Origin of the sequence: Methylobacterium sp. 174MFSha1.1 (genome assembly GCF_900116815.1) — a bacterium.
In the GTDB taxonomy this organism is placed as follows: Bacteria; Pseudomonadota; Alphaproteobacteria; order Rhizobiales; family Beijerinckiaceae; genus Methylobacterium.
Window position 1 is genome coordinate 322,384 of record NZ_FPCB01000006.1, and the last position, 22,468, is coordinate 344,851.

Genomic DNA, 22,468 nt, shown 5'->3' on the forward strand with positions numbered 1-22,468 from the left:
GTGACCGAAGCCACAGGCGCGACGCTCTACCGGAACTGCGACTGGATCGTCGCCTGGGACGCCGAGTCCGGCTCTCACAGCTATCTCCGGAACGCCGACCTCGCCTTCGTGGGCAAGGACGTCGTCTTCGTCGGGAAAGACTATGACGGCCCGGTCGCCCGAGAGATCGACGGCGCCGGCCTGATGCTGATCCCGGGCTTCGTCGACATCCACTCCCATCCCGGCCACGAGCCCGGCTGGAAGGGCATGCTGGAAGAGCTCGGCAGCGCCAAGCTCGGCCAGAGCTCGCTCTACGAGTTCATGCCGGTCTTCAACATCGGGCCCGGTTACGCGAAGCACGCCCGCCGCGTCGCCGTCTCGGAACTCTTGAAGAGTGGCGTCACGACGATCTGCGACCTCGGTCAGCCGACCCCCGACTGGCCGGAGCACTACGCCGAGACCGGCATCCGGGCCGTGCTCTGGGCGATGTTCCGCTCCGGCCCGTGGAAGACCACGAACGGCCACTCGGTCGAGTACGACCTCGATCCGGCCCGCGGCGACCGCCTGTTGCGCGAGGCGATCGACCTGATGGACGAGGCCGGCCGCCACCCGAGCGGGCGCATCTCGGGGCTCCTCTGCCCGGCCCAGATCGACACGGTGACGGAGGGCCAGATCCTCGAGGCGCTCGCCGCCGCCCGCGACCGAGGCCAGCCGATCCAGATCCACGCCGCGCAGAGCATCGTCGAATTCCAGGAGATCCTGCGCCGCACCGGCGAGACCCCGATCGGCTGGCTGGACAAGATCGGCGCCCTCGGCCCCGACCTCGTCATCGGCCACGGCATCTTCCTCAACGACCATCCCTGGCTGCACTTCCCCCACGCCAACGACTTTGAGCGCCTGCGCGACAGCGGCGCCGGCGTCGCCCACTGCCCGGTGGTGTTCGCGCGCCGCGGTATCGCGCTGAACTCGCTGGGCCGCTACGTCGAGGCCGGCATCCCCTGCGGGATCGGTACCGACAGCTTCCCGCACAACATGCTCGATGAGCTGCGCATGGCCTGCTACGCCAGCCGCATCCGCGCCGGCAGCTATACCGGCGCCACCACCGCCCAGGCCTTCACCGCCGCGACCAGCGCCGGCGCCGACCTGATCCGGCGGCCCGATCTCGGCCGGCTGGCCCCCGGCTGCAAGGCCGACTTCGCGGTGATCGACATGAGCAACCCGTACATGCGGCCCGATTACGAGCCGTTGCGCAGCCTGATCTACTCGGCCAACGATCGGGCGGTGCGCGACGTCTACGTCGACGGCGCCCAGGTGGTGCGCAATGGTGAGGTGACGACCTTCGAAATCGCCGAGGACATCGCGATGCTGCGACGCGGCCAGGCCGAGGTGATCGCCGGCGCGCCGGGCCGCGACTGGGCCGGGCGCAGCCTGGAGGAACTGTCGCCGCGGGTGTTTCCGGTGCGTACGGGACTGTCCGGGAAAAACTCCTGAACGAGACCGGCGCGGGTGCCCCTCTCCCCGTGGGCGACAGGGCTGTCCGAGGAAAGAAACGGCGTATGCCATTTCCCTCCCCCCTCTGCGGGGGAGGGTGGTCCCCGGAGGGGGCCGGGAGAGGGGGCGACGCCTCCGGAGAAGTCGCGACCTTGGTGACGGACGCCATCTGGAGCAGCGTCGCGCTGCCCCTCTCCCGCCCGGCTGCGCCGGGCACCCTCCCCCGCAGAGGGGGGAGGGAGAAAGCCCGCGCGATTTCGTTTCCCCTGACGGCCATACGCCACGTGGCCTGACGCAGCGTGACATCGCCTGGCGATACGACCGTCTTGCTCACGCAAGCGACCGGTGGTGTAGAACCGCCCTCGACGTAAGGAAACGACCGGACGCATGCGGATGGACGACGAGGGTGACGCAGGAGGGGACTCGCGCGGCGGTGTCGACGACCGGCTTTTTCTGCAATCGGTGGCCCGCGCCCTCGACGTGCTCGAAGCCTTCGCCGCCAGTCCGCACCCGATGTCGCTCGGCGAGCTCGCCCAGGCGGCGGGGACGAACAAGAGCGCCGCCCAGCGGATCGCGCAGACGCTGCTCAGCCGCGGGTACCTCGAGCGCGGCCGCGACGGCGGGCTCGTCCCGGGGCGGCGCATCCTCGACCGCTCCTTCGACTACCTGCGCGCCAACCCGCTGATCGAGCGGGCGATGCCGGTCCTCGTCGATCTGCGCAAGGCCGCCAACGAGCGCGTCGACCTCAGCCTGTTCGATGACCTCACCACGCTCTACGCGGTGCGGCTGCAGAGCAAGCGCGAGACCTTCTACGCCACGCTGGCCGGCCGCCGCGTGCCGACCTTCGCCTCCTCCGGCGGTCGCGCCTGCCTGGCGCAACTCCCGGACGAGGCGGTCGACGATATCCTCGCCCGCTCGGACCGCAGGCCGCTGACGCAGAAGACCCTGCTCGAACCGGCCAGGATCTGGCGCAAGGTGAAGGAGGCGCGCCGCGACGGCTACGCCTTCGCCACCGAAGAGGCGCTGATCGGCGAGGTCGTGCTCAGCGCCGCCGTGGTCGCGGGGCCCGGACGCCCCCTCGGCGCGGTCCACATCGCCGGCTCGCTGAGCGAATGGTCGCTGGAGGAGTTCCGCAAGCGGTTCGCGCCGCTGGCGATCGAGGCGGCGCGGGCGCTGAGCGGGTAGAGGGTCGTCCGATTGCGGCGCCGCGGTCCACGACGCCCTTTCCCGGACGACTGAAACGAAGTGGAAGGAGATCCGGGATCCAGCGCAAAAAGTCGCGAAGCGTCTCTATGTCTGCAACGTTGCAGCATGTAGAGCCGCTTCGCGGCACTTCCCGTGCTGGATCCCGGATCTCCTTCCGCTATCGCTTCAGTCCTCCGGGAAAGGAGCGGCTTATGACCGATCCTCGGGCAGCGTTCCACCGACTGCCACCACCCAGGCTCACGGGTAGATCACGCCCTTGCGCAGGAGGATGTTGGCGTAGAGGCGCCGCTCGCCGCTGCGGATCACCGCGAAGGCCTTGGCGGTGCGGGCGTAGAAATCGGGGATCGGGATCTCGCTGATGACGATCTTGCGGCCCTCGGCGCTGTCGGCGCTGGCCTGGTAGCCGTCATAGAGCGGCCGGGTCTCGGGCGGGGCGACCATCACCGCCACCGGGCTCTCGACGAAATCGTCGAGGGGCAGGAGCGACAGGACCGCGTCGAGGAGCGCCGGCGCCGTCGTGCCCGGCATGTCGACGAGCCGCCGGGCGTTGCTGGCGGAGGGGAAGTTGGCGTCGGCGATGACGATCTCGTCGCCGTGGCCCATCTCGTCGAGGAGGGCGAGGAGCTGCCCGTTGAGCAGCGGATCGATGGTCTTCAGCATGGCGTTCCCTCGTGCCCTTCTCACCGCCGCCGGCGCGCAGCGTGACGCGGCCGCCCCGGCAGGATTGTTGGCGCCGGGACGATAGGTTTGGCGCCCGGACCGGGCAACTCTCTTGTCCTGCCCACTCACGGATGATCCGGCACCAGCCGGATCGTCGCGACGCTCGCGGCGTCGACCGCCGCCCGGCTGTAGAGCATCGGCACGTACTCGCCCCGGGCCCAGAGGGGCGCGAGGTCGCGGTAATGCGGCGAGCGCGGGTCGCCGGACTGGCCGGGGGCGTTGATGCAGACGCTCCGGTCCCAGTCGCCGACGTCGACGACGAAGCGGACCGAGGCGCCGTTGGTCACGCGGAAATCGCCGCCGCGATAGGCCGCGTGCATCACCGTCGAGGCGCTGCCGGGCTTCTCCAGCGGCCCGACATCGAGCGCTTCCCGCAAGACCGCGTCGGCGGCCGCGCTCGCCGCGTGGGCGAAGAAGCCGTGATGCAGCGCGCCCCAGCGCCAGTGGGCGGGATCGGCGCCGAAGCGGGTGGCGGCGTCCGCGAAGGCCGCCGCCAGGGTCTCGGCGAGGAGTTGGTCGCGGCCCGCTCGCGGATCGTCGCCGAGGCGGGAATCGGGCGTCTCCAGCGCCTGCAGGATGCCCTCGACGTCGCCCGGCTGCATCAGGGCGCGCAACGCGGGATCGTCGATCAGGCGGGCGAACAGGGCGGGCTTCAGGTGGCGCGTCCACCACAACTCGGAGAGGAGGCCGGCGCCCGACCCGACCGTCAGCCGCTCGTCCCAGGCGAGCAGCAGCGCGCGCGCCGGCCCGGCCGGACCTTCGGCCGGGAGCCGCTCCACCAGCGGGCGCAGCCGGCGCGCCGGCATCGAGACGACGTCCGTCTGCAAGGCGGTGGAATCGGTCACATCGTGGCCGCCGGCCTCCGACAGCGCCGCGCGGATGCGGCGGGCTCGGCTGGCCTCCAGCCACTCGTAGCCGACCGGCCGCTCGGCATGCGGCCAGTCGGCCGGCAGGTTCGCCTCGTTGGCGCTGGCGACGAAGCCCTCCGGCGGGTTCTCCAGCCGCGGCATCGCGTCGAGGTCGTGGAAGCCCGCCCATTCGAAGCGGCCGTCGCCCGGGACCGGAAGCAGCCCGTCCCAGTTCGGCCGGTTCGGGGTGTAGCCGGCCGGGAACCAGGCGATCGTGCCGCCCGCGTCGGCATAGACGTGGTTGAGCGAGGGCGCCCCCCAGCGCCGCGCCGCCGCGCGGTAATCGGGCAGCGTCGTCGCCCGCATGGTCGACAGGCTGGCGAGGTAGGCGGCCGAGCCCGGCTCGAACCACACCGAGCGCAACGCGAAGGCGCGGGTCCCGTCGGCGTGCAGGACCGGACCGTGGCGGGTGAAGCGCAGGCGCAGCGCCTGGTCCGGCGCGCCCTTCACGGCGACCGTCTCCTCGACGATCCGCATCGGCTCCCACTCGCCCTGATACAGGTAGCGGTCGGGATCGCCCGGCTTCGTCTCGTAGACGTAGACGTCCTCCTGGTCGGCGCCGAAGATCGTGATGGCGAAGGCGGCCTCGCCGTTATGTCCCATGCAGATCCCCGGCACCGCGGGCTCGCCGGCGCCGATCGCGTCGAAGCCCGGCGCGCTCAGGTGCACGAGGTAGCGCAGCGACGGCACGGCATGGGCGCGGTGGGGATCGCCCGCCAGGATCGGGCGGCCGGTCGCGGTGCGGCTGCCGGCGACCGCCCAGTTGTTCGACCCTTCCCAGGATGCGTCGCGCACGACCTCGCCGAGATCGGTGACGCTCGTCCACGCCTCGGCCTCGCCGAGGGTGGCGGCGAGGCGCTCGGGCGTGAACAGCACGCCGGCCGTGCCGAGCTTGAACAGGTCGAGCACCGCGAGGGGGATCGCCGACAGGTCGAGGTCGCCGGGATTGCCCGGCGCGATCCGCGGCTCGAGGTTCTTGCGCAGGAGGTCGGTCGCGTCGCCGCAGCGGGGGGCCACCTGGGCGCGCAGCACCTCCGATAGGGCGTTGCGCGTCAGGCCGTGGCTGCGGATGCGCACGACGTCCTCGGGCGCCCAGAATGCGGGCTCCGTGCCGAAGAGCCGGAACTCCTCCGGCAGCCGCTCCGGCTCGCGCCGGGTCAGCGCCACGTAGGCGTTGACGCCGCGGGTGAAGGCCTCGACGATCGCGCGGGCGTCCGGGGCGTAGCTCGTCCACTCGGCGGCCATGTCGCCGCGATAGAGGAAGGCGCGGGAGGCGCGGTCCTGTGCCAGGTAGCCGGGCCCGAAATCCGCCGCCAGCAACCCGAGCCCGCGCTTGCGCCACAGGTCGATCTGCCAGAGCCGGTCGCGGGCGGCGTTGAACCCCTGCAGGAAGAACAGGTCGTCGAGGCTCTCCGCCCGCAGGTGGCAGAGGCCCCAGGGATCGATCCGGATCTCGGCCGGCCGCGCCAGGCCCGCGGTCGCGATGACCTCCGGTGTCGTGTCGGTGTCGCTCATCGGGGCCCTCGTGGCGGCCGGGTGACTCGGCCGGGGAGGGATCCTACAGGCGGTAGCCCGATGGGATCACCCCCGGCCGAGCCGGATCCGCGCCGATCCGACGGCGGGCTGCCGCCGCAGGTCGCCAGCCGCCGCCCGGTCACCGCCGCGGCATCCGGGCCGGCCGTCAGCCGGCCTCCGCCCCGCCGACGGTCCGGGCGAGGAAGCGCACCGGGCGCTCCTCGGCGATCAGGGCGGGGAAGCCGGCCCGGAACCGTGCGAGGTGCGGGGTCTCGAGATGGGCGTCGAAGGCGGCGCGGTCGTCGTAGACCTCGTAGAACACCACCGCGAGCGGGTCGCTCTCGCTCACCGCGACGTCGAAGGCGCGGCAGCCGGGCTCGTGCGCCACCGAGGCGCGGGCGTCGTCGTGAGCGAGGTCGAGGAACGCGTCGAGGCAGCCGGGCCGCACCCGGAACTCGGCGATGACCACGAAGGGCCGGGAGGGGGACATGATGGACCCTGTCGAAGGGGAGCGCGCGGCGCCGGACGATCCGGCGCCGCCGGTGATCGGAGATCAGGCTGCCTTCGGGGTCGTCGCTTGCCGGGTCGTGTCCTCCATCTGGCGGCGCAGGGCCACCACGTCGAGGTCGTTGACGAGCTCGACGTCGTCGACGCTCACGATCTGGTCGCGGGCGACCGGGCGCTTGAGCTTGACGTTGTGGGCGAGACCGATCGGCAGGGCGCCGAGCGCGAGGCTCTTCGAGGCCGGAATCGCGTTTGCCCACACCGCATAGCCGCCCTCGCCGTCGAGCATCTCGCCGGGCTCGAGGTCGCGCTTGGCGGTGGCGACGGCGTCGCCGCGGAACTCCTTCGAGCAGCCGGTCGGCTCGTTGCGCAGCACCGCCGAGAGCACGCTGACGCTGGTCTCGAGCCCGATCATGTGGAAGGGCCGCCACATCGAGCCGTACCAGCCCGACGGATCGGTGAGCAGGCCGTACTGCTTGAAGCAGGCCCTGGTGTACTCGCTCGTCGCCTTGAAGGTGACGAACACGCCGTAGCGGATGTTGTTGAACACCTCGCGCCCGTCCGGCTCCTGGCTCGCCGCGATGTCGACGAGGCCCGAGCGCGGCAGCCTTCCGCCGTCGCTCACCGGGCGGAAGACCCGGGCGAGATCATGCAGGCCGGTCGGCGGAAAGGCGAGGCCGTCATCGGGGCAGTCGAGCCCGGTGCCGTTGGCGACCGCCGCCATCTCGATCGCCGCCTTGGTGCCGTCGGTGAAGGAGTTGTACATCTTCGGGTTGAAGTCGCCCTTCCGCACCTCCTCCTCGGTCCAGCCGAAGAAGCCCCAGACGGTGTCGGGGGTGGAGTAGCGGTAGCGCGGCTCGAAGTTCATGCCCTTGCCGGCCGAGGTCAGCTCGAAGCCGCAGGAGCGGGCCCAGTCGACCAGCTCGCAGATGATCGCCGGCTGGTCGCCATAGGCCATCGAGTAGACGACGCCCTGGCGCCGTGCCCGCTCGGCGAGCAGCGGGCCGCACAGCACGTCGGCCTCGACGTTGACCATCACGACGTGCTTGCGGGCGTCGATCGCCTGGATGGCGTGGCGGATGCCGGCGATCGGGTGGCCGGTCGCCTCAATGATGCACTCGATCTCGTCGCAGGCACTGAGCGCCCCGGCATCCTCGGTGATGAAGGTGCGGCCGCTCTTGACCGCGTCGCCCATCGAGGTCGCGCTGGTGCGCTCCTCCGGCCAGCCGACCCGGGCGAGGGAGGCGCGGGCGCGGCCGGCATCGAGGTCGGCGACGGCGACGACGTGCATCCCCTCGATGCGCTGGGCCTGGGCTAGCACCATCGAGCCGAACTTGCCGGCGCCGATCAGGCCGACGCGGACCGGGCGGCCGGACGAAGCGCGGGCGAGGAGCAGGGTGGAGAGGTTCATCGGTTTCCTCCAGCGGTCTTTCTTGCCGACCGGTCTCTCGCCGCCTGTCCTCGAGGGAAGGCGGGGCCGGTCTCGGCGCGACCCCGGCGGCGCGTGCGAGCGGCCCGGCGGGATCTGACGGCCGGAACGCTAGAAGCCGGCTCCGTGAAGGACAATCCAGATTTCCGAGGCGACCGTGAAGCTCCGCTAAAGGCTCGCGGCGTCGCGTTCCGCCGCCCACGCGTCGCGCTCGTGGCGAATCCAGTCGAGGAAGGCGCGGACCTTGCGGTGGCGCAGGTGGTCGGGCGGGCACGTCACCCACTGGGTGACGAGGGTGATCCGCGGGGGGGAGGCGAGCGGGCAGGTCAAGCGCCCGGCCCGCAGGTCGCCCCACATCATCAGGTCGCTCTCGAGCGCGATGCCGAGGCCGCCGGCGGCGGCGTCGATCGCCATGTGGGTGCGGTCGAACAGGAGCCGGCGCCAGCGCGCGGCCGGCCGGATCCCGGCGCGGGTGAACCAGTGCGGCCACTGCACCTGCGACTTCACCGAGTGGATCAGCAGGTGGCGGGAGAGATCCTCCGCCGCGAGGCTGCCGGGCGCGGCGAGGTCGGGGGCGCAGACCGGCCGGAAGCTCTCCTCCACCAGCCCCTCGGCGAACAGGCCGGGCCAGCCGCCGGTGCCGTGGCGGATCTCGATGTCGACGTTCTCCTTCTGGAACGCCGTCGGCTCGTTGGTGCCGTCGAGGCGCAGCTCGATGTCGGGATGGGCGGTGATGAAGCCGGAGAGCCGCGGCAGCAGCCACTTCGTCGACAGGCTCGGGGTCGCCCGCACGGTCAGCGTCGTCACCGAACGGAAGCCCTGGATGCGCTCGGTCGCCTCCGTGATCCGGTCGATCTCGGGCCCGATCATCTCGAAGTAGCGCTCGCCGGCCTCGGTCAGCACGATGGCGCGGCCGGCCTTGCCGATCAGCGCCGTGCCGAGGGCGAGTTCGAGGGACTGGACCTGCTGGCTCACCGCCGAGGGCGTGACGCCGAGATCCTCCGCCGCCCGGGTGATGCTGCCGGAGCGGGCGACGGCGTGGAAGACCGTGATGGCGCGGAGCGGGACCGACATGCAGACACTTTAGCCGCGCTACACGAAACCGCAAATAATCTGGATTGTCCTACATCGACGCGGTTCCTACTCTCGGCGACCAAGCGAGACGAGCCGCCCGGATGAAGCCGGGCTGTCCGATAAGGAAATGGCGCGGGATCCCCTCTCCCGTGTGGGAGAGGGGTAGGGGTGAGGGTGCTACGGTTCCGCAGAAGACGCGAACCGTGCCGCTGCCAGCACCACGCTCAGCGTTTCACACTGAAGCGTGTCACCCTCACCCCCGGCCCCTCTCCCACACGGGAGAGGGGAGACGCGCCTCTTCCTTCACCCGGACAGACCCTGCGGACAGAAACGGGCGCCGACCGGGAGGATGACGAGCGCCAAGACTCGCGCCTCCTCCGTCTCGACCCAAACGATGCCGCACCGCGGGTCCCGCGGATGACGGCGCGCCGGAGGAAACCCATGACGTCCACGCCCCAATCAGGACCGTCGCGCCGCCTGTTCCTGGCCGGCGCCGCCGCGATGCCGCTCGTCGCGATCCGCACGCAGCCGGCGCGCGCCGCCGAGTTCACCTACAAGCTCGCCACCGGCCAGTCCCTGACGCAGCCGATCAATGCCCGGCTCGACCAGGCCTGCCAGCGCATCCGCGAGGCCTCCGGCGGGCGGATGGAGCTGAAGTTCTTCCCCGCGAGCCAGCTCGGCTCCGACACCGACCTGATCACCCAGGTGCGCTCGGGCGGGATCGAGTTCCTCAACATCGCCGGTTCGGTGATCTCGACCGTGGCCTCGGGCGCGGCGATCACCAATGTCGGCTTCGCCTTCTCCGACTACGACCACGTCTGGCGCGGGGTCGACGGGCCGGTGGGCGAGTATGTCCGCACCCAGATCGAGAAGGCCGGCCTCATCGTCGCGGCGAAGGCCGCCGATAACGGCTTTCGCCAGATCACCTCGAACGCCAAGCCGATCAAGACGCCCGACGACCTCAAGGGCTACCGCATCCGCGTGCCGGTGGCGCCGATCTTCACCTCGCTGTTCTCCAGTCTCGGGGCGAGCCCGACCTCGATCAACTTCAACGAGCTCTACACCGCGCTGCAGACCCGGCTGGTCGACGGCGAGGAGAACGGGCTGGTGACGATCGAGGCCGGCAAGCTCTACGAGGTCCAGAAATATCTCACCGAGACCAACCACATCTGGGACCCCTTCTGGATCGTCGCCAACCGGCGCGCCTTCGGCAAGCTGCCCGGCCCGCTCCAGGAGATCGTCCGGCGCGAGCTCGACCGGGCGGCGATGGAGGAGCGCGAGGACGTCCAGCGCCTGACCGCCACGCTGAAAGGGCAGCTCACCGCCCGCGGCCTCACCTTCGAGACCGCCGACCGGCCGGCCTTCCGCAAGGGCCTGACCCAGGCCGGCTTCTACCGCGACTGGCGCGAGAAGTTCGGCCCAGAGGCGTGGAAGGCCCTCGAAGCCGTGACGGGGGATCTGGCATGAGCGCGGTGGCCGACCTCCACGCCCGGCCCGCGGCCCTTCCCGCCGACTGGCTCTCCTCGGCCGAGCGGGCCTTGCGCCTCGCCGTCGAGGTGCCGGCGGCGATCCTCGTCGCCGCCGAGGCGGTGATCCTGTTCGCCGGCATCGTCTCGCGGGCGATCGGCCACTCGATCATCTGGAGCGACGAGCTCGCCTCGATCCTGTTCCTGTGGCTCGCGATGCTCGGCAGCGTCGTGGCGGTGCAACGGGGCGAGCACATGCGGCTGACCTTCGTGGTCGGCGCGCTCTCGCCCCGGGCGCGAGCCTGGTGCGAGGCGCTGGCCATCGGGGCGGTCTTCGCCTTCCTGGCGCTCCTGATGCACGCGGCCTACGACTACACCGAGGACCAGTCCTTCGTGGAGACGCCGGCGCTCGGCTGGTCGGGCACGGTGCGGGCGCTCGCCGTGCCGGTCGGCTTCGTGCTGGCGCTGCTCTCCTGCGCCTTGCGCCTCGCCCGCCACCGCCCGGCCGACCTGATCGGGGTCGGCGCCGTGCTCCTCGGGATCGTCGCGCTCCTCGCCCTCGGGGCGCCCTGGCTCACGGCGATGGGCAACTGGGCGCTCCTCGTTTTCTTCGTCGGGCTGCTCGGGATCGGGATCCTGGCCGGCGTGCCGATCGCGTTCTCGTTCGCGCTCGCCACCTCCGCCTACCTGCTCACCACCACCTCGACGCCGCTCACCATCGTGGTCGGGCGGATGGACGAGGGGATGAGCAGCCTGATCCTGCTCGCCATCCCGCTCTTCGTGCTGCTCGGCCAGCTCGTCGACGCGACCGGGATGGCCCGGGTGATGGTGGCGTTCCTCGCCTCGCTGCTCGGCCACGTGCGGGCCGGCATGTCCTACGTGCTGCTCGGCGCGATGCTGCTGGTCTCGGGCATCTCCGGCTCGAAGACCGCCGACATGGCGGCGGTGGCCCCCGTCCTGTTTCCCGAGATGCGCAAGCGCGGGATGAAGGACGGCGAATTGCTCTCGATCCTCGCCGCCTCGGGGGCGATGAGCGAGACGATCCCGCCCTCGATCGTGCTGATCGCCATCGCCTCGGCGACCGGCGTGTCGATCGCCGCGCTGTTCACCGCCGGGATCCTGCCGGCCCTGGTCCTCGCCCTCGTGCTGGCGGCGGTGGCCCGCTACCGCGCCGGCAAGGAAGAGGACGCGGTCGTCATCCCGCGCGCGCCGGTCTCGGTGGTGAAGAAGACGCTGCTGATCGCCTTGCCGGCCCTGCTGCTGCCGTTCCTGATCCGCACCGCGGTGGTCGAGGGCATCGCGACGGCGACGGAGGTCTCGACCATCGGCATCGTCTACTCGCTGGTGCTCGGACTCGTGATCTATCGCGGCGGGTTGAAGCGGCGGGAGATCCTGCCGATGCTGGCGCGGACCGCCTCGCTGTCGGGGGCGATCCTGTTCATCGTCGGGGCGGCGAGCGCGATGGCCTGGGCGCTGACCCAATCGGGCTTCTCGCACGACCTCGCCCGGGCGATGGCGGCGGTGCCGGGCGGCAAGACCGGCTTCCTCCTGATCTCGGTCGTCGCCTTCATCGTGCTCGGCAGCCTGCTCGAAGGCATCCCGGCGATCGTGCTGTTCGGCCCGCTGCTCTTCCCGATCGCGCACCAGTTCGGGATCCACGAGGTGCATTACAGCATGATCGTGATCCTTGCGATGGGACTGGGGCTGTTCGCCCCGCCCTTCGGCCTCTGCTACTACGCCGCCTGCATCATCGGCGGGGTCGCACCGGAATCGGGGATGCGCCGGATCTGGATCTATCTCGGCGCGCTGTTCCTCGGGCTCCTGGTGCTCACCTTCGTGCCGTGGTTCTCGATCGGGTTCCTGTGATATCGTCTCCGCTTGTTCTGTTCCGGTTCAAATAGAGTGCGGGATCCCCTCTCCCGAGTGGGAGAGGGGTAGGGGCGATCGGAGATCGCGCGAGGGTGGCTCGGCTTCAGGACGATCCACTAAGCGTCGAGCTGCCAGCACGACGGTCCGAGTTTCTCACTGAAGCGTGTCACCCTCACCCCCGGCCCCTCTCCCACACGGGAGAGGGGAGGAGTGCTCAATCATTATCTGACCAGACTAAGCGAAAGTCGTATAAGGGAATGGTCTAGAAATTGTCTGACCGATCGGTGAAATCGGATGCTGCCGTGGGCAACCGTCGTTTGCCGAGCTGAGCCCGGCCGAGCCAGGTACACGACGGCGGCGTCAAGGCGCGGCCGGGTTCGCCGATCGACCGGTGAGGGAGCAGCCGGGCCGATCCGGCCGCTCCCCGGTGCCACGCCGCACCGTCCGGCCTCCGCAGCGCCGAAAGCGCGGTCGGTCAGCCGCAGATCCGGGTGTAGCCGCCCAACACCGCACTGAAGACCACGCGGCACTCGCCGTCATAGGCGCCGAGGCTCACGGGATAGCCGAAGCCCAGGCCGCCGAAGCGGTGCCGGTAGCCGCGGCCGTAGAAGCGTCCGCGGTAGCCGAACCCGCCATGCCCGAATCCGCGATGGCCGTAGCCGCCGCGATAGCCGAAGCCGCCGTGGTGGCCGAATCCGCCGCGCCCGAACCCACCATGCCCGAAGCCGCGGGCCTCGGCCTGGCCGGCACCGCCCACCACGGTCGCCAGGGCGAGGCCGGCCGCCATCATCATCGTCGTCGAGGTCGTCGTCATGGTCGTGTCTCCCTGTTGGGGTGACGCCACCCTGGATCAGTTTCCGCCGGCGATCCGTGATCCGGGTCACACAGGCTCGGCGCCGCGCCCGAGCCACACGTCGAGGGTCCGGGCGCGGCCGCGGATCGCGGTCGCCCGCCGCCGCTCGAACAGGGGGCCCGGCGTCGCGATCCCGGCGGCGGCCAGGAGGTCGGCGCTGACGGCGAGGCGGGCTCCCGCCTCGGAGGCGATCGCGAGCAGGCGGCTCGCGACGTTGACCGTGTCGCCCGTCGCGGTGACGTGCTGGTTGGTGTCGCTGCCGAGCCGCGAGAGGATCACCGGGCCGTAATGGGCGCCGATCCGCACGTCGAGGGTGCGCCCGGCACCGTCGAGCTCCGGGTCGGCCGCGATCCAGGCGGCGGTGCGCGCGACGAGGTCCGCGGCCGACGCGACGGCGCCAGCGGCCGCGGCGGGATCGGGATCGAGGGCGCCGAACACCACCATCGCCCCGTCGCCCATGAAGTTGACCACGAGGCCGCCGTGGCGGGCGGCGGTCTCGTCGACGAGGTCGTGGAACGATTTCAGCACCGCCCGGGTGCGGCCCGGCCCGAGGCGCTCGCTCTGGCGGGTGAAGCCGGAGAGGTCGATGAACAGGACCGGGATGTCCCGCGCGACCGGCTCGGCGAGGTAGCCCGGATCCCAGGCGAGGCGGTCGGCGAGCGCGGCGGGCTGCAGCCGGCGCAAGGTCGCCTCCGAGCGCGCCAGGCCGGCGGCCCGGCGGCGGTCGAGGAGCTGGCGCGCGACCGCCAGCGGCAGCACCGGGAGCCCGGCCGCCGCCAGCGGCAGGGCGGCGCTCCACCACGCACCGTGGGCGAAGGCGACGGCGCCGGCCGCGAGCCATCCTGCCAGGAGCAGGAGCGCGAGGAGGATGGCCGGGCCGGGCGGGGCGAGGGCGATCAGGAGCGCGGCGGCGGCAGCGACAACCACGCTTGCTGCAACATCGAGCCGGCGCACGCCGACGTCGCGCCGGAGCCCGTCGCCGGTCGTCAGCTGGCCGATCCCGGTCGCCAGGAGCTCGACGCCCGGCAGGACCGGATCGAAGGCGGTGGCGAAGGTGTCGCTCCCGCCGAGCGCGGTGACGCCGACCACGACGACGCGATCGGCGAGCGCGGAGGACGGCACCGTGCCGTCGAGGAGGCCGGCGGCGCTCATCGTCGGGATCGTGCGCCGCGGTCCGTAGGGGCGCAGGGGCAGGTGGCGGCCGAGGTCGAGCGGGCCGGTCCTGTCACCGATCCGGACGGCGTCCCGCTCGACGACCGGATCGTGCCCGGCCGCCAGGGCGGCGGCCCGCAGCACGAAGGCGGCGGCGACGCCCTCGCCCGTCCGCACGACGAGGGGCAGGTGGCGCGGCACGCCGGCGGCGTCCTCCGAGACGTTGACGACGCCCGACGCCGCCGCGCCGGCGATCACCTCGGTCGGCGCGTGCAGGGACGCGGCGACCGGGATGCCGTCCTCGCTCGAAACCCCCTCGAAGACGGCCGCCGCGGCCAGCACCGCCGGTACCCGGGCGAGGGCGGCGCCGAGCGCCCGGTCGGCATCCGGCTGGCGGCCGGCTTCCAGGAACAGGATGTCGACCGCCAGCACCCGCGGCCGGGCCGCCGCGATCCCGTCGATCAGCCGCGCCATCGTCGCGCGCGAGACCGGGAACCCGCCCTCGCGCCGCACGGTCTCGTCGTCGATGGCGACGATCACCACGCCGGGCGGCGGCGGGCGCGGGCCGGCGAGCCGCAGGCGCAGGTCGACGAGGGCCGATTCGACCCGGTCGAGGGGTGTCGCGCGGCCCGCGAGATGCAGCTGGGCGAGCCAGCCGCTCCAGGAGAGGGCGGCGGCGAGCGCGACGAGCGCGAAGAGCCGGTCCCTCCGGCGGCGCGGTCCCGGCCCGGCGGACGCCATCTAGCGCCCGAAGCGTTCCAGTAGCGCCCGGACGCGCTCCTGCGGCCAGCGCCGCACCGTGAGCGGGCCCTGCTCCGCGTCGACGTCGACGCCCTCGCCGGGGCCGAGCGTGACCGCGCTCTCCGGGGCCTGCCGCCGGGCGACGGCGACGCGTCCCCGCTCGACGAAGATCGAACTCCGTGCGGTGGTGACGTCGACGGCGTAGACCGTGCCGCGCACCGAGGCGATGGCGTGCGGCGTCAGGATCTGGAAGCCCTCCCGGCGCACGCGCCGGTTCGGCGGCAGGGTGACGAGGACCGCACGGCCGCCGAGCTCGGCGCCTTCCAGGTGTCCGTCGCCGTTGCGGTCGATCGGCCGCAGCCCGCTGCCCTGCTCGGTCTCGAGCACGAGCCCGTCGGCGCAGCGCAGCACGCGCAGGGGCGGATCGAACCGGGTCTCCTCGCGGCAGGGTGCCTGGGCCGCGGCGGCCCCGGCGACGAGGGTGAGGGCGAAGGCGCTCGCCGCGCGGGCGACGTGTCTCATGCGGTGAAACTCCTTCTCGCCATCCGTCAGACCCCCGACCGCGCGCCGAGGGCGGCCAGGCGCCGGGCGGTCTTCACGGTCACGCGCGAGCGGCCGAGATCGATGATGCCGGCGCGGCGCCAGTCCTGGAGGACGCGATTGACGCTCTCCCGGGCCGCGCCGACGAAGGCGGCGGGCTCGGTCTGCGTCACCTGGATCTCCGCGCCGTAATCCTCCGACAGCAGGGTGAGGCGCCGCGCCAACCGCGTGTCGAGCGGCAGCAGGGTGGCCTCCTCCATGCGCTCGCTCATCCAGCGCAGCCGTCCGCAGAGGAAACCGATGATCCGGACCGCCATCGCCGCGTCGCGGGTGAGGAGGCCGAGGAAGTCCCGCCGCTCGATGACGAACAGCTCGGTGGCGTCGAGCGCGACCGCCTCCGCCGTGCGCGGATGGCCGTCGAGGAGCGCGATCTCGCCGAACACGTCGCCCGGCCCCAGGAGGTTGAGCGTCACCGAGCGTCCGTCGGCGGTGCCGGTCGCGATGCGGACCTGGCCGCGGCGCAGGGCGTAGAGCGCGTCGCCCGGATCGCCCTTCTGGAACAGCACCTCGTGCCGCGCGAGGCTGCGCGTCCGGCAAAGGCCGGCGATGGCCGTGATCGCGTCCTCGCCCATCTCGGCGAAGAACGCGTTGGTGGCGAGCAGCCGGGCCAGCCCCTGCGGCGCGCTCATGACATCGCCTCCCGGCTCTCGGTCCAGCGCGCTTTATGGGCGTGCCGTCGATGTTAGTGCAAGCGGCGCCGCCAATGCCGGCGCCCGCCCTGTGCGACGTCGCACAGCGGCGGATCGCGCTCATCCGGGCTCGTCATCGCGTGGAGCGTCGTTCCGCCGGCTGCGATTGCAGGTAAGCGATGAGATCGGCCCGGTCCAACGGATCGGGGAGCCCCGCGATGGTCATGCGCGTGCCTGGGGCGACCTTCGCGGGGTCGGCGATCCAGCGGTCCATCGCCTCCGGCGTCCAGGTTCCCCCGACGGAGCGCAACGCCGCCGTGTAGCCGTAGCGCGGGCTGTTGCTCGCAACGGGCCGGCCCATCACGCCGAAGAGGTTGGGACCGTTGCGGTCGCCCGCGCCGGGGCCGATGGTGTGGCAGGCCGCGCACCGGGCGAAGAGGTGCCCGCCCCGGCGCGGATCCGCGACCCGCATCGCCGCCTCGAGGCTCGGACGCTCGCCGAGCGCGTGCCGCCGCTCCGCGCCGTCGTCGTCCGCACAGGCCGAGACCAGGAGCGGGACGAGCAGGACGACCCAGCGACGAACTCGTACTCCCCGACTCAACCGCGCCCCTCCGTCCCGCCATCCGCTCCGCGGACCGGCCATGCCCGAGTCGGGTGCGAATGGCGAGGCGTGATACGAAATCCGACTGGTTGCTTCAGGCGATCCTGCCGGATCGCTTTCGCAATGCGGATTTCGGCTTCGCTCAGGCGCCGCGCGGGCTTGTCATACCAAATCCGGAAGTGATCTTCCGGATTTGGTATGACCTCAATCCGGGTTCGAGAACACGCTGCCGCCGATGAAGGCCATCTCGCGGTCCGGGCGCGCCGGGTCGCCCTGCGAGCCGAAGGCGAAGAACAGGCGGCGGCTCCGTCCGTCCGGGCCGGCGAGGGTGAGCGTGTGGCGCTCCAGCGCGTAGCGCCCGCCCTCCGGTGCGCGCCGGCGGCCGATCGCCGAGCCGACCCCGGTGCTCGCCCCCGAATTCGTCGCCCCGAGCGAGCCGCCGCGGCCGTAGGTTCCGTCCTGGCGGAAGTCGTAGCGGTTCGAAACCGCGACCGTGACGTCGCCGCCCATCGCGCTGGTGCCGCCGCCCGACAGGCGCCGGTAGGCGCGCGCGATCGTCCGCTCGCCGGCCTCCGCCGGGAAGGCGCGGAAGAACGAGCCGTCCTGAAGCTTGTAATCCTGCGGCTTGCCGCCCTGGCCGGTCAGCCGGTAGGCGTCGCCCGCGCGGGTCCAGCGGCCGAACCGGCGCGGATGGGCCGCCCGCTCGGCCGCGAGATCGACGTCTTCGAGGGCGGCATCCGCGATCTCGTAGCTGGTGCCGTCGCGAAACAGGATCAGCGGCTCGTACTCGATCACCACCATGCCGCCGACCCCGACGCCGGTCGCGGCGCGGAAATACACCCCCTCGACCCCGGCCCAGTTCGCCGCGTGGCGCGGCTCGGCCGGCGGCTCCGGTTCGGCGGGTGCAGGAGTGGTGGGCGCAGGAGTGGTGGGAGACGCGGCCGCGGCGGCCGGTGCCTCCCGCGCCGGGCGCCGCGCGCCCTTGCCGACCAGCCCGTCGTCGGTGAGCACGACCGCCCGAAGCTTGGCCGGCGGAATGAAATCCTTCGACAGGCCGGCGAGGAAGGTCGGCAGCATCCCGAGCCGCTTCGCCGCCTGCCAGCCGGCATGGTGCAGCACGGCGCGCAGCTTCACCTGCTCGGCGAAGGCGGCGCGCGACGCGTCTTGCGACAGGGGGGGCTTGTCGGCGAGCGGCACCACCATCTGCCGCCGCACCGCCCGGAGCGCGGCGGCGCTCGGCTCGACCGTCGCGTCGTTGGCGACCATCCATTGCAGCGCGATGAAGGCGGTGAGCACGTCCCCGGCATCGCCCGCCCGAAGCTCAGTGCCGTCGAGGAAGCCCTGGAAGATCGCGTCGTAATCGTGACGGGCCATCTCCCGGGCGACCTCGGCGGCCGCGATCGGGTTCGTCGCGCGCAGCTCCCGGACGTGCCGCGCGACCGTCTCGGCGCGCAAGGCCGCCGAGGTGGCGAAGGGGAGGGCGGGGGCCTCGGCCGAGGGAGCGTCCGGCGCGTTGCCGCGGATCTGCGCCGGGAGCGGTGGGCCGCCAGCGTCCTGGGCGAGCGCTGCGGCGGACAGAAGCGTGATGAGGATGGCGACGAGCCGGGCGTTGAGGATCATGACGCGCTCCGCGCTCAGGCGACGAGGGATGGTCAGCGGCGCGGGCCCGCCGCGGCGCAGGTAGCGACCGGCAGCCGGTCGAGTCGGAAGAGCCGGTTCTGCGCATCGGGCGGCACGAAACGTCCGGCCCGGCCGCCCGGCGGGCATCCGGCATCCAGGCTGAAGCCCGCGCCTGCGGCCACGGCTCCGGGCTCCCGCGAGGCCGCATCGTCGTTGACGATCGCGAGGCGGCCGTCGGGCAGGGCTTGAAGCCCGAAATCGCCGGCGCAGCTCGCTGCCCGCCCGCAGCGCCGGATCCGGCCCCTTTCCTCCAGGCAGCCGATCTCGCCCTCGGACGAGGTGCCGTCGGAAAAGTCGATGCGCAGCGTCAGGGTCAGCTCGGGATCGATCCGGCCGGCGGCAGCGCGCATCCGGACCAGGTCGCGCGACGAGCCCGCGAGGCGAAGGCCGGTCACGACCTGGCCGGGATGGCGGGCGAGGTGGGCGGCGTCGTAGTGCCTCCCGTAGCAGGCCCCGGCCGGCGGGAAGGCGCGTTCGGCGACGACCTCGCCCGCCCGTGCGCCCATCGGCGCGAGGAGCGCGGCGAGACATCCCGCGGCGGCGAGCGCGAGACGACCCACCCGGCTCACGGCCACCACGCCCTGACGAGGGCCACGATCCCGGCGAGTGCCCCGCCGATCAGGGTGAGCGCCATGAACGGCAGGAGCGGGAGGACGAGCCAGCCCATCACCATCATGGCGTAGAGCGCGCCGCCGATGTCGATGCCGGCGACCCGGCAGGGAGTCGACCGTCCCTCGTTGACCTCGCACCCCGTCAGGCGGGCGATCGCCAGGGAGAGGAGAAGGAGCAGGAACGGCGTCCAGATGATCGCCACGCCGAGGAGGAGCATGAGCCGGGTCCCTCTGCGCCGGGGAAGAGGCCGGACGACGAGCCGGAGGAGAGGCCATGCGCTCACCGCCCTGTCCCGCCGCAGGTGCGCCAGGCTCGCTGATAGCCGGCATCGCCGGGCCGACCGTAGCACCAGCCCGCCGCGGTGAGCCGCCGATGGAGCGCCTCGCGCCGCTCGCAGGCCGCGAGCGTGGCGGGATCATCGCCGCGCCCGCCGCGGCAGGCGCCGTTGAGGGCGGTCCAGTCCCGCAGCACCGGCGCGACGCCGCCCGCCGGCCCCGCCGTCGCGGGGCCGAGCAGCATGACGGCGAGTAGGGGGAACCGGGGCACCACGCCCCGCCTCACCGCATCGCCACCGAGGTGGCGACCCGCTCGGCGCGGGCCAGCGCCTCCGCGCGGTCCGCCGGCGCGAGGCCCAGCACCCGCAGGTAGCCCGGCCCGTCGAAGCGGATCACCTGCGTGACCGCGACCGGGCGGCCGCTCTTCGCATCGGTGCCTGTCGCGCGCAGCCGCAGGAAGACGGCGCCGTCCCGGGTCGTCCGCTCCTCGTCGGTGATCGTCACGTCCTTGATCTCCCGGAAGGTGGCGAGCGCCTTGCGGGCGAAGGCACCCTCCTGGCCGGCGGGAATCGCGGCACGGCCCATCGCCGGGGCGACGACGACCAGCGGCTGCGCGCCGTCGGGATCGATGTCCTTCGGGCCTTCGGTGAGCATCAGGGCGTTGCCCATCAGCGTGCGCACCGGGCGGAAGCCCGCGAGGTCGCCGACGGTGTAGGGCAGGGCGGCCATCTGCTCGGTGAGGCTGCCGGGGGCCCGGAACGCGATCGTGGTCAGCGCCGCCTCGACCGCCGCGTCGGGCACCTGCGCCCGCGCAGCTTCCGGCACCTGCACGGTGACGAGGCCGGTGCCGGCCCCGCCCCGCACCACCGCGACCCACTTGGTGTAGCTCTGCCCGTTGGCGGCCTGGCGGCCGCGCAGCACCCGGCCCTCGCCGCCGGCGACGCTCAGGGCCGCGCCGGATCCCTGCGCCTCGAAGCCGGTGGCGCGCAGGGCGTCGGGCGTGAACTTCTCCACCAGCTGGCCGTAGGCTTCGGCCGGCATCTCGGTGATGAGGATCGAGGCGCCGGAGCGGTGCTCGAACCCGGCGAAGGCCTTCGATGGCGTCATGCCGGGCGGCGGCGCGAGGCCGACGGAGGCGGCGGGCGGGAAGACCGCCTCGGCGGCGAGGACCGGCGAGGCGCAGGCGAGCGGGCCGAGGACGGCCAGGGCCCGGGCGGCGGCGCGGAGGGCGGAGGTCATCGTGGTCATCGTGGATCTCCGGACGATCAGCGGGTCGCGACGCGGCTGAGCACGAAGGTGTTGCCGGAGAACTGGACCTGTCCCGGCGCGCTCATGTGCTCCAGCATCAGGCGCAGGTTGCGGCCGAGCCGGGCGGAATCGGAGCGGGTTTCGTACCAGTACTCGGCGGCGGATGCCCCGGCGCGCACCGGGCGGTGGTGCTCGTAGCAGCGGAAGGCCGCCATGTACTCCTCGGCCGCCTGGACCTCCTGGGCGGAGAAGCCGGTCATCCGCACCACGTAGGCCGTCGGCAGGCCGCCGCAGGCCTCGGCCCCGGGCGCGGCGGCCACCGCCGCGCCTGCGCCGGGCGCCGCGCCCGCTCCCGCGCCGGGCTCCGCCCCGCGGCGCGGCGCCACCACCCCGTCGAGCTTCGCGGTGAGCGCCGCCGCGACGTCGCCGGCGATGATTTTCGCCTCGCCGCCGACCCGCTCCAGCAGGCATTCACGGTCGCAGCCCTGCGGCAGCGGCGGCAATTGCACGCCCGCGACCTCGAAGGAGCCGAGGGACTGGCCGGTGCGCACGTTGAGGAGGCGGCCCGGAATCCTCACCTCCGGCCGCACGATGTCCGAATAGGCGGATTTCGAGGCCGAGGCGTAGATCTGGAACACCGCCACCACGTCGAGGGGCGGGTTCGAGACCGCCCTGGCGACCTCGATCAGCTCGGCGTCGCGCCGGCGCACCCGGTTGGGCTGGGTGAAGCCCATCGCCACCGCGGTCTCGTCGTAGACGTTGTAGCCGCGCAGGTTCATCGTCTCGGAGAGCTCGGCGATGACCCGCTGGAAGATGCGGTTGCCGCGCGGCACCGCATCCTCGTCGGCATCCTCGCCCATCACCACGACGTTGGGCTTGGGCTGGGCGAGCGCCGGGCCGGCGGCGAGCGCGAGGCCGAGGGAGAGCGCGGCGAGGCGCGCGGCGGCACGGATGGGCAGCATCGTGGTCCTCCTGAAGCGGGGATGTCGGTTCACTCGGAGCAGGGGCGCGGCGTCGGCGCCGCGGCGAAGTCGTCGAGGTCGAGGGCGACGCGCAGGCGCGGGTCGGTCAGAGCTGCGGCCATGGCTGCGGCCGGGGCTTCGTCGCAGGAGGCTTCGCCGAGGAAGCGCAGCGCGCCCTGGCGGGCGGGGGCGAGCAGGCTCACCTCGACCCGGCGGTTGACCCGCGACAGCGGCGCGGCCGGATCCCTTGGGCGGCTCGGGCCCCAGCCGTGCACGCGCAGGCGGGCGGGATCGAGGCCGTAGGTCTCGACGAGGTGGGTCCGCACCGCCCGCGCCCTGGCGAGCGACAGGCGCCGGTTATGGGCGGGCGCACCCGCCGCATCGGTGTGGCCGGCGATGAGGAAGCCGTGGCCGGCAAGCTCCCGCGAGGCCAGCGCCTGGCCCAGGGGCTCGAGCTGGATGCGCGCCTCCGGCGTCAGGCGGGCGCTGTCATAGGCGAAGAACACCGTGAGATCGACCGAGCGGGCCGCGACCCGGACCGACGGCCCGCCGTCGTCGGGGCTGAGCGCCCGCGTGGGGAGGCCCGGATTGCCGTCGGCGAAGGGGGCGAGCGAGCGGATGATCGCGGTGGCGGAGGGGTTGCGGGCCTGCGCCTCCGCCGGCCCGGCCTCGTCGACCCGCTCAGGGAGGCCCGGCGCCTCGGTCAGCGGGTTGGCGCGCGCCGTGCCACTGAGCGCGGCGGCGAGGCCGACGAGCAGGGCGAGGCAGGAGCGGCCGAGGCGCCGCTGCGCCGTGCGCCGCAACGCGCTCTCCTCCGGGGCGGCCGGCCGGGCGGGCCGCGCGTCGATCCTCTCCATGATGGCTCTCCTCGCGGGCGTTGCTTTTCGCCCCCACACCCCATGCCTGGACGAGCCAGAGCGGCTTTCGCCGCGCCGGCGGACGATTTTTCGCGAC

21 protein-coding genes are annotated in these 22,468 nt (G+C 72.8%); 4 read left to right on the forward strand and 17 right to left on the reverse strand.

Going from position 1 to position 22,468, the window contains the following annotated elements; all coding sequences use genetic code 11:
* Positions 1–1,470 carry an amidohydrolase family protein gene (locus BM430_RS04865; protein ID WP_093565929.1) on the forward strand — a complete coding sequence of 490 codons (1,470 nt, stop codon included), beginning with the start codon at positions 1–3 and terminating at the stop codon, positions 1,468–1,470.
* A gap of 393 nt (positions 1,471–1,863) precedes the next feature.
* On the forward strand, positions 1,864–2,655 hold the full coding sequence (locus tag BM430_RS04870; protein ID WP_093566022.1) for an IclR family transcriptional regulator: 792 nt from the start codon (positions 1,864–1,866) through the stop codon (positions 2,653–2,655).
* A gap of 258 nt (positions 2,656–2,913) precedes the next feature.
* On the opposite strand, the gene BM430_RS04875 is transcribed toward BM430_RS04870, so the two are convergent.
* The 5 genes from BM430_RS04875 to BM430_RS04895 all read right to left on the reverse strand — a co-directional run bounded on the left by BM430_RS04875 (position 2,914) and on the right by BM430_RS04895 (position 8,826).
* Positions 2,914–3,336 carry an RbsD/FucU family protein gene (locus tag BM430_RS04875; RefSeq protein ID WP_093565930.1) on the reverse strand — a complete coding sequence of 141 codons (423 nt, stop codon included), beginning with the start codon at positions 3,334–3,336 and terminating at the stop codon, positions 2,914–2,916.
* Positions 3,337–3,461: 125 nt separating this feature from the next.
* Entirely contained in the window at positions 3,462–5,819 is a 2,358-nt protein-coding gene (locus tag BM430_RS04880; RefSeq protein ID WP_093565932.1) for a penicillin acylase family protein, read from the reverse strand.
* Positions 5,820–5,985: 166 nt separating this feature from the next.
* Positions 5,986–6,309, reverse strand: a complete 324-nt coding sequence (locus BM430_RS04885; protein ID WP_093565934.1) for a putative quinol monooxygenase — start codon at positions 6,307–6,309, stop codon at positions 5,986–5,988.
* A gap of 63 nt (positions 6,310–6,372) precedes the next feature.
* The gene (locus BM430_RS04890) at positions 6,373–7,734 is read right to left on the reverse strand and encodes an NAD(P)H-dependent oxidoreductase (protein ID WP_093565936.1); all 1,362 of its coding nucleotides are present in this window, start codon (positions 7,732–7,734) and stop codon (positions 6,373–6,375) included.
* A gap of 186 nt (positions 7,735–7,920) precedes the next feature.
* A complete protein-coding gene (locus BM430_RS04895; protein WP_093565938.1) occupies positions 7,921–8,826 on the reverse strand; it encodes a LysR substrate-binding domain-containing protein in 906 nt (301 codons plus the stop codon).
* Between the two features lie 441 nt (positions 8,827–9,267).
* Here BM430_RS04895 and BM430_RS04900 point away from each other — a divergent pair, with 441 nt between their 5' ends.
* Both BM430_RS04900 and BM430_RS04905 read left to right on the forward strand, forming a co-directional pair.
* On the forward strand, positions 9,268–10,293 hold the full coding sequence (locus BM430_RS04900) for a TRAP transporter substrate-binding protein (protein WP_093565940.1): 1,026 nt from the start codon (positions 9,268–9,270) through the stop codon (positions 10,291–10,293).
* Entirely contained in the window at positions 10,290–12,158 is a 1,869-nt protein-coding gene (locus tag BM430_RS04905) for a TRAP transporter large permease (RefSeq protein WP_093565942.1), read from the forward strand. Before BM430_RS04900 ends, BM430_RS04905 begins: the two co-directional genes overlap by 4 nt.
* Before the next feature lie 478 nt (positions 12,159–12,636).
* On the opposite strand, the gene BM430_RS04910 is transcribed toward BM430_RS04905, so the two are convergent.
* The 12 genes from BM430_RS04910 to BM430_RS04965 all read right to left on the reverse strand — a co-directional run bounded on the left by BM430_RS04910 (position 12,637) and on the right by BM430_RS04965 (position 22,371).
* Positions 12,637–12,975, reverse strand: coding sequence for a hypothetical protein (locus BM430_RS04910; RefSeq protein ID WP_093565944.1), 339 nt, complete (start codon positions 12,973–12,975; stop codon positions 12,637–12,639).
* Between the two features lie 66 nt (positions 12,976–13,041).
* Complete coding sequence (locus BM430_RS04915; RefSeq protein WP_093565946.1) at positions 13,042–14,907, reverse strand: CHASE2 domain-containing protein; 1,866 nt, start codon at positions 14,905–14,907, stop codon at positions 13,042–13,044.
* On the reverse strand, positions 14,908–15,429 hold the full coding sequence (locus tag BM430_RS04920) for a FecR domain-containing protein (protein WP_093565951.1): 522 nt from the start codon (positions 15,427–15,429) through the stop codon (positions 14,908–14,910).
* 26 nt (positions 15,430–15,455) lie between these two features.
* Positions 15,456–16,136 (reverse strand): Crp/Fnr family transcriptional regulator, encoded by a 681-nt coding sequence (locus BM430_RS04925; protein WP_093565952.1) that lies wholly within the window; start codon positions 16,134–16,136, stop codon positions 15,456–15,458.
* A 133-nt stretch (positions 16,137–16,269) separates the two neighbouring features.
* Complete coding sequence (locus tag BM430_RS04930) at positions 16,270–16,737, reverse strand: c-type cytochrome (RefSeq protein ID WP_244539323.1); 468 nt, start codon at positions 16,735–16,737, stop codon at positions 16,270–16,272.
* 204 nt (positions 16,738–16,941) lie between these two features.
* Entirely contained in the window at positions 16,942–18,357 is a 1,416-nt protein-coding gene (locus BM430_RS04935; RefSeq protein ID WP_244539324.1) for a hypothetical protein, read from the reverse strand.
* A 32-nt stretch (positions 18,358–18,389) separates the two neighbouring features.
* Positions 18,390–18,986 carry a hypothetical protein gene (locus tag BM430_RS04940; RefSeq protein ID WP_244539325.1) on the reverse strand — a complete coding sequence of 199 codons (597 nt, stop codon included), beginning with the start codon at positions 18,984–18,986 and terminating at the stop codon, positions 18,390–18,392.
* Positions 18,983–19,246, reverse strand: coding sequence for a hypothetical protein (locus BM430_RS04945; protein ID WP_093565955.1), 264 nt, complete (start codon positions 19,244–19,246; stop codon positions 18,983–18,985). The genes BM430_RS04940 and BM430_RS04945 overlap by 4 nt, the downstream gene beginning before the upstream one ends.
* A gap of 62 nt (positions 19,247–19,308) precedes the next feature.
* Positions 19,309–19,578: a hypothetical protein gene (locus tag BM430_RS04950; protein WP_093565956.1), complete on the reverse strand. Its 270-nt coding sequence runs from the start codon at positions 19,576–19,578 to the stop codon at positions 19,309–19,311.
* An 8-nt stretch (positions 19,579–19,586) separates the two neighbouring features.
* On the reverse strand, positions 19,587–20,552 hold the full coding sequence (locus tag BM430_RS04955) for a hypothetical protein (RefSeq protein ID WP_177302944.1): 966 nt from the start codon (positions 20,550–20,552) through the stop codon (positions 19,587–19,589).
* Positions 20,553–20,569: 17 nt separating this feature from the next.
* Positions 20,570–21,514 carry a hypothetical protein gene (locus BM430_RS04960; protein ID WP_093565958.1) on the reverse strand — a complete coding sequence of 315 codons (945 nt, stop codon included), beginning with the start codon at positions 21,512–21,514 and terminating at the stop codon, positions 20,570–20,572.
* Between the two features lie 29 nt (positions 21,515–21,543).
* Positions 21,544–22,371, reverse strand: coding sequence for an OmpA family protein (locus tag BM430_RS04965; protein ID WP_093565960.1), 828 nt, complete (start codon positions 22,369–22,371; stop codon positions 21,544–21,546).
* Positions 22,372–22,468 lie beyond the last annotated feature (97 nt).

Excerpts from the sequence above, each read along its gene's own strand:
- BM430_RS04885 (WP_093565934.1), bottom strand. The coding sequence starts at position 6,309 with ATGTCCCCCTCCCGGCCCTTCGTGGTCATCGCCGAGTTCCGGGTGCGG.
- BM430_RS04935 (WP_244539324.1), bottom strand. The coding sequence starts at position 18,357 with ATGATCCTCAACGCCCGGCTCGTCGCCATCCTCATCACGCTTCTGTCC.
- BM430_RS04905 (WP_093565942.1), top strand. The coding sequence starts at position 10,290 with ATGAGCGCGGTGGCCGACCTCCACGCCCGGCCCGCGGCCCTTCCCGCC.
- BM430_RS04960 (WP_093565958.1), bottom strand. The coding sequence starts at position 21,514 with ATGCTGCCCATCCGTGCCGCCGCGCGCCTCGCCGCGCTCTCCCTCGGC.
- BM430_RS04910 (WP_093565944.1), bottom strand. The coding sequence starts at position 12,975 with ATGACGACGACCTCGACGACGATGATGATGGCGGCCGGCCTCGCCCTG.
- BM430_RS04920 (WP_093565951.1), bottom strand. The coding sequence starts at position 15,429 with ATGAGACACGTCGCCCGCGCGGCGAGCGCCTTCGCCCTCACCCTCGTC.
- BM430_RS04900 (WP_093565940.1), top strand. The coding sequence starts at position 9,268 with ATGACGTCCACGCCCCAATCAGGACCGTCGCGCCGCCTGTTCCTGGCC.
- BM430_RS04890 (WP_093565936.1), bottom strand. The coding sequence starts at position 7,734 with ATGAACCTCTCCACCCTGCTCCTCGCCCGCGCTTCGTCCGGCCGCCCG.
- BM430_RS04870 (WP_093566022.1), top strand. The coding sequence starts at position 1,864 with ATGGACGACGAGGGTGACGCAGGAGGGGACTCGCGCGGCGGTGTCGAC.
- BM430_RS04875 (WP_093565930.1), bottom strand. The coding sequence starts at position 3,336 with ATGCTGAAGACCATCGATCCGCTGCTCAACGGGCAGCTCCTCGCCCTC.
- BM430_RS04915 (WP_093565946.1), bottom strand. The coding sequence starts at position 14,907 with ATGGCGTCCGCCGGGCCGGGACCGCGCCGCCGGAGGGACCGGCTCTTC.
- BM430_RS04925 (WP_093565952.1), bottom strand. The coding sequence starts at position 16,136 with ATGAGCGCGCCGCAGGGGCTGGCCCGGCTGCTCGCCACCAACGCGTTC.
- BM430_RS04965 (WP_093565960.1), bottom strand. The coding sequence starts at position 22,371 with ATGGAGAGGATCGACGCGCGGCCCGCCCGGCCGGCCGCCCCGGAGGAG.
- BM430_RS04955 (WP_177302944.1), bottom strand. The coding sequence starts at position 20,552 with ATGACCACGATGACCTCCGCCCTCCGCGCCGCCGCCCGGGCCCTGGCC.
- BM430_RS04880 (WP_093565932.1), bottom strand. The coding sequence starts at position 5,819 with ATGAGCGACACCGACACGACACCGGAGGTCATCGCGACCGCGGGCCTG.
- BM430_RS04895 (WP_093565938.1), bottom strand. The coding sequence starts at position 8,826 with ATGTCGGTCCCGCTCCGCGCCATCACGGTCTTCCACGCCGTCGCCCGC.
- BM430_RS04945 (WP_093565955.1), bottom strand. The coding sequence starts at position 19,246 with ATGCTCCTCCTCGGCGTGGCGATCATCTGGACGCCGTTCCTGCTCCTT.